The sequence below is a fragment of the Rheinheimera pacifica genome, from assembly GCF_900108485.1.
GTDB lineage: Bacteria > Pseudomonadota > Gammaproteobacteria > Enterobacterales > Alteromonadaceae > Alishewanella > Alishewanella pacifica.
Genome location: NZ_FNXF01000008.1, coordinates 161,217 through 168,906 on the forward strand (window position 1 = coordinate 161,217; position 7,690 = coordinate 168,906).

Here is a 7,690-nt window from a genome sequence, read left to right on the forward strand (position 1 = left end):
TCAGCAACAAAAGAGACCAGTACTTATGTCTGCACCACAAATAAAAATCCCGGCCACCTACATGCGTGGCGGTACCAGCAAAGGCGTATTTTTTAAACTGGACGATTTACCCAAGGCCGCCCAAGTGCCTGGCCCGGCGCGTGACAACCTGCTGCTGCGGGTTATCGGCAGCCCGGATCCCTATGGTAAACACACCGATGGCATGGGCGGCGCTACCTCCAGCACCAGCAAAACCGTGATTTTAAGCCAAAGCAGTAAAGCCGATCACGATGTTGACTACCTGTTTGGCCAGGTAGCGATAGACAAGCCGTTTATCGACTGGAGCGGTAACTGCGGCAACTTAACTGCTGCTGTGGGTTCATTCGCTATCAGCAACGGCCTGGTAGCAGCTGAGCGGATGCCACAAAATGGTATCTGCACTGTGCGCATCTGGCAGGCGAATATTAATAAAACCATATTTGCTCATGTACCAATAACCAACGGCGAAGTGCAGGAAACCGGTGACTTTGAACTGGACGGTGTTACTTTCCCGGCGGCAGAAGTGCAAATTGAGTTTTTAGACCCGGCCGCCGATGAAGGTGAGGGTGGTGGTGCTATGTTTCCCACCGGCAATCTGGTTGATGAATTAGATGTGCCGGGTATCGGTACTTTTAAAGCTACTTTAATTAACGCCGGTATCCCGACTATTTTCGTTAATGCCGCCGATATCGGTTACAGCGGCACTGAACTGCAGGATGCGATAAACAGTGACACCGCCGCACTGGCACGTTTTGAAACCATCCGTGCTTACGGCGCGGTAAAAATGGGCCTGATTAGCGATATCAGCGAAGCTGCCGCACGGGCACATACGCCCAAAATCGCTTTTGTTGCACCGCCCGCAAGTTATGTTTCATCCAGCGGCAAGCAGGTAAATGCCGGCGATATCGACCTGCTGGTACGGGCGCTGTCGATGGGCAAACTGCACCACGCCATGATGGGCACTGCAGCCGTAGCCATTGGTACCGCAGCAGCCATACCCGGTACCTTAGTAAACCTGGCTGCTGGCGGCACCGCACGCGAAGCCGTGCGCTTTGGCCACCCGTCCGGCACCTTGCGTGTTGGTGCCGCGGCAACCCAGGTAAACGGGCAGTGGACAGTAACCAAAGCCATAATGAGCCGCAGCGCGCGGGTATTAATGGAAGGTTGGGTACGTGTACCGGGTGATTGTTTCTGAAAAAAAGGCGCTGCGGCGCCTTTTTTAAAGCAGTTGAGATAGCGGGCTTTTTACGGCATTGCCGCCTTGCTTTAATACATGGGTATAAATTTGGGTGGTTTTTACATCGGTATGGCCAAGTTGTTCCTGCACCGTGCGGATATCCATACCTGCTTCGAGTAAATGCGTTGCAAACGAGTGGCGTAAGGTATGACAGGTAGTGTGTTTGGTTATCTCAGCCTTTTTACTTGCAGTGCGTACTGCTTTTTGCAATGACGTTTCATCAATATGATGGCGGATCTACACTTAAGCGGGAAGAGGGAAAAAGATACTGCCAACCCAGCTCTTTTGGCGCTGTCGGGTATTTACGCGCTAACGCAAAAGGCCTTTTAAGTATTTCTTTATACATAAAGCTCAAAGCATTAAGTGCAAGCGCCTGCGTTTGCACTGCTACATTTCGGGTAACCGCCAGGTGAGTTAAGAACTGCTCTACGTGCGTTTCCAGCAAATCTTTCGGGTGCTGTTTTTTGTGAAATAAGATAAAAAAATTTTATCCAATGCAAATAAGTTTCAACAGTTCGTTTCGCATAGCGTCGGGTATACATTTCCTCAGCAATGAACTGCATAAAAGGCGATGATTCAGTCATAAAGCAACCCCGAAATAAGCACTGTTTAAGCATACAGTTATTTTAAGATGTCAAGTTAACTCTGTTAGGCGGGTCAACCCGTACTTTCTGCCAGGGAAAATACAAAGACTTGTTCAAGTCGTTGTATTTTTTCTAAATGCTCGGTAATCTGCAAAACATTAAATTTACAAATGCGGATCAACCCGTGTTTAAGTGCGGGTCGACCCGCCCAATAAGCGTTAAACCAAATATCGAGTTCCGAGGTGTACTACCGTTGCAAATAGATGAAGTGCCGCCTTCAGAGGCTCCAATGGACCTCCTTCTTTTGGCAGACCCCTCTGAAGAGGCGATCAAAGAGTACCTGAATCAGTCTAGATGTTTCGTTGCATATAACAACGATGTTGTAGTCGGATCCTGTGTCTTCAAGCCGATCGCAGGAGGAATGGTAGAGTTAATGAACATTGCCGTTTCCCCATCGTATCAACAGAGCGGCATTGGAACGCGACTTCTGAGAAATGTTATCGACAAAGTAAAAGAGTCAGGTGCAAGGGGGCTAGAGGTCGGAACTGGCACTTTCGGTTACCAATTGACCTTCTATCAACGGCAGGGCTTCAGGGTTGACCGCATTGATAAGGACTTCTTTTTGAGAAACTATCCAGAACCAATAGTTGAAGATGGGGTTCAGCACAAAGATATGCTTAGGTTGACTCTCGAATTTTGTGGCGATACTTCACACCAATGAATGGTTTAACAATGCAATGCACGCGACAAGCGCGTGATTGAGGCGTTAGGTGAAATCAGGTATGAGCCATCCGGCATACGAGATTATTGATAAAGCCCGTAAAGCACTGCAGAAATGGGCAGAAGACTCTGAGATAGTAATTTACCGAATTGAATTCGTTGCTGCTTTTGAAGCATGGAGTGATTTACACTCAATATGGATTTTCTATCCATCGAATAAAGATTTAGATGATTTCAAAAAAAACGGCACCTCAGAAACTATTAAACAGCAGTATCTTCAGTTACTGAAATTTTATGATTTCCCGTTTGTTGAATTCCCCAGAGTCGTTTTCGAATTTGATTCTGATGAAAATGTTCGTAAAAACTACGCTGGTAGCTATTTTTTAAGGTTACGTTAATGGCCGCAATAAACGAACCTAACAAGCGCCATCAAAAACGCGCCCATTGGGCGCTCGACTCGCAACAAGTTGCTCGCGTTTGTGGCGGGCGTTAGCTTTTAAGAGAGTTCTGTGGAAATTCAACAGCAAGCAATAAAGAAACTAGCAAATTCAATGAGAATCTATGTAGAAACACACTTAGATTTTCATCGGCTAAAAAACACTGATCAAGAAGAGGCTGTAGACAACCTTGATCGTGCTTTTGAAGCAAAGCTAGAAGCGTTTCATAGCTTATATGACGTATCAAAGTCAGATATAGATTTTTTTGCGCACGGAGATACAGCAGCTCTAATTCTTATGCGCAACGCAATACATCATCGAGACCATTTGCTTTTTAGGAGCTGGAATCAAGATATGGCGCTTGATGACGGCTATAAGCAGTATCTCGGCGCGGAATTTTTTCTAGCTGGTTATGATGTTTTAGATTCGCCAGCTAGGATGCGCTATTTCTACAAGCTTGAAGATTTTTACCTGAGAGTCGATGAGAGCCTTAGCTCGCCGTATCTTGAGAAGCGAATGGGAGCCCCGAACCGGAAGAAGCTCATAGAGCAGTTAGACTCTGACTTGCACTTTAAAGATATTAAGCAACGAGCAAAGGCCGATCGTTACCCTGATGGTCAGGTCTATATAAATGTCATGCCTATTTTTATTTCAGCTGTTTGCAGAGTTTTCAAAGCGTTGAAAGTAAAAGGGGTTGAGTTTGTTGGTTTTGATGCAAAAGCATACGAAGAGTCATTTACCAACGAGCTTAAAGTTGATTTTTCAAAGGTGGTTTATGAGCCTTTGCGCATTATTTAAAAAAGCTAACAAGGCAAATCACGCGGATGTCAAAACCGTCGCTTCGCTCTGGTTTTGCCACCGGTGTTTGCGGCGTTATGTGCCCGAGTGAAATCACATGAATCGAATTGATCTGAAAGAAAAGCTAGAACAAGAAAGCGTAAAATCAACTAGTTTCTCATTAGAAGCAAAGAACTTTGACCCTGATGAAGCTCTATGCCTTCGCCAAGAAGGTTCAGGCTGGGTTGTTTACTACAGTGAGCGAGGCTTGCAAACAGGCAAGCAGAACTTTAAATCCGAGTCGGAAGCTTGTTTTTACATTCTTAGAGAGCTTCTGGCTGATCCAACATCTAGAAAGGGCTGGACTAGTGGTTTCAATGTTTAAGTCAGCACATAACAAGCGCCAGCACAAACGCGCCCTTTGGGCGCTGGACTCGCAACAAGTTGCTCGCCTGTGTGGCGGGCGTTAGGTGTGTTAATGAGCGTTGATCAACAAGCAAGAGAAATACTCAACGAACTTCGTGAAAAATTATCCGCTGGCAATGACGGTTCAATTTACGGCGATAAATCACGCGCCTTAAAAGACATTGATTCATTATTGTCCTCGCCGTCAACCGAAGGTGTAAAATATCTACTTCTCCCCACTTCAAATCTACAAGAGTTGTCACTTGAAAATGGTTGGGGTAAAGAGTTTTACTTGCTAGCAAATCAACTAGAAAATTTATTGGGTATTAGTTAACGTGGCAATATCAAATTAGCCAAATACACCTAACAAGGCGCATCACTCGCAGCCTGTGGCTGCTGGGACGTCAAACGCTAACGCGTTTTTCCGCCCGTGTGCTTTGCGTTAGCAGGTGTTCGGGTTTTAAAGGTTTTGCTGCAAACGGTTGTGGCGGTTGCGTTGTTCTTTGTTACTTCGCTTAACAGTTTTACAGGTTCCGGTTGGCTCGCCGTATAGCAGCTGGCCGGTGTAGTTTTTAATCAAAAGCAGCCGTGCCGTTGTTCGGGTTTGCCAGTGCGGCAAGCCGCGTAAGTTTGGTGTGGGCTGCTAACAAGCAAAGGCAGCCGACGCGCACCGCGCAGCTGCTTTGAGCGTTATACATTTAGGAGAGTTTAGAGTGTTTTCTGCGGAGCCAAATCAAAATATTGTCGTTGCAGCTATCTGGTTCGCAATTGCGCTTGCTGTTGCATCATCTGCAATTATTGTCCTGTTTGGTAAAGCACCGTTCTTGTCGCCTGCATTACTAATGATGGCAGCACTGCTGTTTATGCTAAGCGCACAACGGACACAACGTTATGCCATAGAGCCAACTAAATTTAAAAAACGCATGCAATTTGTCGCTTTTGCAACGGCTATTCTCAGTAGCCTTTCAATTGTGTTTAATGCGACGGTGCAGTAAATGTATAACAATGCGCATCACTCTTGGCCTGCGGCCACTGGGACGTCAAACGCTAACGCGTTTTTCCGCCCGTGTGCTTTGCGTTAGGCCTACAAAGGAGTATCTGTGAAATATTTAGTAATGTTTGTTGTGATTCTTTTGTCTGGGTGTGCTTCCCCACCAAAGGATATCAACGAGTTTTATAGCGGGAAATTTGCAGTAAGAGATCTATCTTCCCCTTATAGCCCAGAGAAAACTCACAATTTATTGTTCACTGAGCTAGTGAAATGCTATCAACGAGAATCGTCTTCAACCATCCCAATTCCTGCAGTCGGAACGGCGGTTAAGTTAAGCCAGTCTTCCTATGTTGAATATGACATTTTGGAAAATGGTACTAGGCAGCTTGCTCTTGTGGGCGAAGCAGGTTGGAACCGGTTTTACCAGCAGTTAGTAGAAGTAAAAGCAGACAAAGATAATACTACTTTAGTGCAGGTTTATGAAATCAGTTCTGGCTGGGAAAAACACACTGCAAGAATAGCTGGTTGGCTACAAGGTCAAGAAGCTAAGGGTTGTGGTTTGTGGTAGCCCTAACAAGCAAAGGCAGCTGACGCGTACCGCGCAGCTGCTTTGAGCGTTAGGTGAACGAGTATTAAAGTATGAGATGTTGTAAAAAAGAACTTACAAATCCAGACATCGTTGATGGAACTGCTTACTTTGTTTGCCCTGAATGCGGTGATGTTCGTGAGGTTGAAAACTATCGACTTTATACAATTGAAGAGTCTCTTAATTACTTCAAGGAAAAATATGGTTTCATGCTACCTAAAGAGTACGTGAAACTATCCGAATCAAAAGAAACTAAGGTAGTTAAACTACCGTCTTGTGAAAACGAAACTCTAAAATACTATTTTGGTGAAGGCTTTTACGAAATTGGCACGTTTGCAAGCGTCGATCCTAATTCGGAACATTCAATATATAGCTCCATAAGCTCTGGCAGAGAGTGGGGTCTTCCGAAAACATATGTGCCGCTAGAAGGTGATGGCCACACATGGTTGGCCCTAGACTATGGAGATTCCTTTACTGAACCCAAGGTTATTGTCACAGAGACGGATGAAGGCAATAGTCTGGTTGTGGCAAATACTTTTAATGAGTTTGTATCAAACCTCCTGCAATATGAAGAGGTTTATGATTTAAATGGTCATGTAATCTACAGTGAATAAAGCACCTAACAAGTCAAAGCACCCGGACTTGGCAAAGCTGTCACCTTTTTTGTTCCAAAAAAGTTGCCAGCTTCACCAAGCCTGTGTTTGAGGCGTTAGCCGGCTGTCGAGAAGGTTTAGGTACAAAAATCTGTTTTACTTTTTTGGTCTGCTTGAGTTAAGTTGTATCTCAGTTGTTAATTTATTCTGTCAGGTTCACTAGTTTGTTGGTTAGGTGCAATCTCGGATGTTGCGGTAGCGTTGTTCCTTTTGGCTCATTGGCTCCGCTTGCAACAGGTTTTTAAGTTCCAGCCATTTCGCTGTATCGCACCTGGCTGGTTACGTTTTTTAATTTTGCACATGGGTGCTGTTGGTTGGCATCGCTTGGCGGCAGTGCCGCGTGGGTAGTGTGTTTGTCGTCGCTAACAATGCGCAACATTCGCTCCCGCTGGTCGCTGGGACGTCAACCCGCTGCGTGGATCGCCGCCCATGTGCTATGCGTTATAAGCCCAAGGAGCTACGTTGATCTCTGAACCAGCAAACAGCATTTTAGTAATTTTTATTTGCATAGTCGGTGCGTTGCACTTTGGCGGTGTACTTGGTACTTCTAAAAAATCACCGGCTCTAGCGTGGATGAAGACAAAACATCCGCATTTTCCAAATGTAATTGTCGTATTGTTGGTATTTGTAGCACTAATCAAAATAGTTGGGTTATTTTAGTGCATTATTTAAACATCGAGCATTGGGCTTATAACAAGGCCAGGCACGGCGACGTCTTTTTCGCTACGGCTTTGCCTTCGCTACAAAGCCGCGCGTGCTGGCGGCGTTATGTGAATTGGGGAATATGAGCATTTTAAGGAAAGAAGCACTTTGGATGAGGAAAAAAATCGAGTCCATTGCTTACGATGATACGATCCTTTTCAGTCCTGATTTCCCAATAAACGCATGTAAGCATGCTTCTTTGTTATATTGCTTCCACATGAGAAAGAAAGGTTTTAGCGGGCCATTAGATCTTGTGTTTGGTGTATCTCCAATGCGTGCCAGTGAAGTTGGGCATTGGTGGGTTGAAAGTGGTAGTACATTAATCGATATAACCGCTGATCAATTTAACCTGATTTCTGATAATGCGCTAAGTAACAAAATAAAGAAGAAAAGACAGTATTTATCGGTATATTGCTGTCCGATTGAGCAAGCTCCACACCTAAAAGTGTTCAATACAGTTTCAAAGGAACGTAGGGCTTGGAATGCTGACGAAATCAGTGAAGATTATCTTGAGAATTTAGAAATATTGTACGGTCGTTTGTCTGGATAGAAATTCACATAACAAACGCCTAAAACAACG

At 44.9% G+C, this 7,690-nt stretch carries 13 protein-coding genes; 11 read left to right on the forward strand and 2 right to left on the reverse strand.

Annotation, left to right across the window (positions count from 1 at the left end; translation table 11 throughout):
• The first annotated feature begins 25 nt into the window (after nucleotides 1–25).
• The gene (gene prpF / locus BLW68_RS12060) at nucleotides 26–1,213 is read left to right on the forward strand and encodes a 2-methylaconitate cis-trans isomerase PrpF (protein WP_092793589.1); all 1,188 of its coding nucleotides are present in this window, start codon (nucleotides 26–28) and stop codon (nucleotides 1,211–1,213) included.
• 24 nt (nucleotides 1,214–1,237) lie between these two features.
• Here the strand turns inward: prpF and BLW68_RS21650 are convergent, their stop codons facing one another.
• Nucleotides 1,238–1,465: a tyrosine-type recombinase/integrase gene (locus tag BLW68_RS21650; RefSeq protein WP_342741252.1), complete on the reverse strand. Its 228-nt coding sequence runs from the start codon at nucleotides 1,463–1,465 to the stop codon at nucleotides 1,238–1,240.
• A gap of 10 nt (nucleotides 1,466–1,475) precedes the next feature.
• Nucleotides 1,476–1,700, reverse strand: a complete 225-nt coding sequence (locus tag BLW68_RS21655) for a phage integrase N-terminal SAM-like domain-containing protein (RefSeq protein ID WP_245728329.1) — start codon at nucleotides 1,698–1,700, stop codon at nucleotides 1,476–1,478.
• A 392-nt stretch (nucleotides 1,701–2,092) separates the two neighbouring features.
• Here BLW68_RS21655 and BLW68_RS12070 point away from each other — a divergent pair, with 392 nt between their 5' ends.
• The 10 genes from BLW68_RS12070 (at nucleotide 2,093) to BLW68_RS12115 (ending at nucleotide 7,660) form a co-directional block, all read left to right on the forward strand.
• Complete coding sequence (locus BLW68_RS12070) at nucleotides 2,093–2,560, forward strand: GNAT family N-acetyltransferase (RefSeq protein WP_245728330.1); 468 nt, start codon at nucleotides 2,093–2,095, stop codon at nucleotides 2,558–2,560.
• 49 nt (nucleotides 2,561–2,609) lie between these two features.
• A complete protein-coding gene (locus BLW68_RS12075; protein WP_143039957.1) occupies nucleotides 2,610–2,957 on the forward strand; it encodes a hypothetical protein in 348 nt (115 codons plus the stop codon).
• A 111-nt stretch (nucleotides 2,958–3,068) separates the two neighbouring features.
• The gene (locus BLW68_RS12080) at nucleotides 3,069–3,794 is read left to right on the forward strand and encodes a hypothetical protein (RefSeq protein ID WP_092793593.1); all 726 of its coding nucleotides are present in this window, start codon (nucleotides 3,069–3,071) and stop codon (nucleotides 3,792–3,794) included.
• A gap of 97 nt (nucleotides 3,795–3,891) precedes the next feature.
• Nucleotides 3,892–4,158, forward strand: a complete 267-nt coding sequence (locus tag BLW68_RS12085; RefSeq protein ID WP_092793596.1) for a hypothetical protein — start codon at nucleotides 3,892–3,894, stop codon at nucleotides 4,156–4,158.
• 93 nt (nucleotides 4,159–4,251) lie between these two features.
• Nucleotides 4,252–4,512, forward strand: coding sequence for a hypothetical protein (locus BLW68_RS12090; RefSeq protein WP_092793599.1), 261 nt, complete (start codon nucleotides 4,252–4,254; stop codon nucleotides 4,510–4,512).
• A 349-nt stretch (nucleotides 4,513–4,861) separates the two neighbouring features.
• On the forward strand, nucleotides 4,862–5,173 hold the full coding sequence (locus tag BLW68_RS12100) for a hypothetical protein (RefSeq protein ID WP_143039958.1): 312 nt from the start codon (nucleotides 4,862–4,864) through the stop codon (nucleotides 5,171–5,173).
• A 105-nt stretch (nucleotides 5,174–5,278) separates the two neighbouring features.
• Nucleotides 5,279–5,737, forward strand: a complete 459-nt coding sequence (locus BLW68_RS12105; RefSeq protein ID WP_143039959.1) for a hypothetical protein — start codon at nucleotides 5,279–5,281, stop codon at nucleotides 5,735–5,737.
• A 71-nt stretch (nucleotides 5,738–5,808) separates the two neighbouring features.
• Nucleotides 5,809–6,369 carry an SMI1/KNR4 family protein gene (locus BLW68_RS12110; RefSeq protein ID WP_092793609.1) on the forward strand — a complete coding sequence of 187 codons (561 nt, stop codon included), beginning with the start codon at nucleotides 5,809–5,811 and terminating at the stop codon, nucleotides 6,367–6,369.
• A 501-nt stretch (nucleotides 6,370–6,870) separates the two neighbouring features.
• Nucleotides 6,871–7,068, forward strand: coding sequence for a hypothetical protein (locus tag BLW68_RS20960; protein WP_143039960.1), 198 nt, complete (start codon nucleotides 6,871–6,873; stop codon nucleotides 7,066–7,068).
• A 94-nt stretch (nucleotides 7,069–7,162) separates the two neighbouring features.
• Nucleotides 7,163–7,660: a hypothetical protein gene (locus BLW68_RS12115; protein ID WP_218141361.1), complete on the forward strand. Its 498-nt coding sequence runs from the start codon at nucleotides 7,163–7,165 to the stop codon at nucleotides 7,658–7,660.
• Nucleotides 7,661–7,690 lie beyond the last annotated feature (30 nt).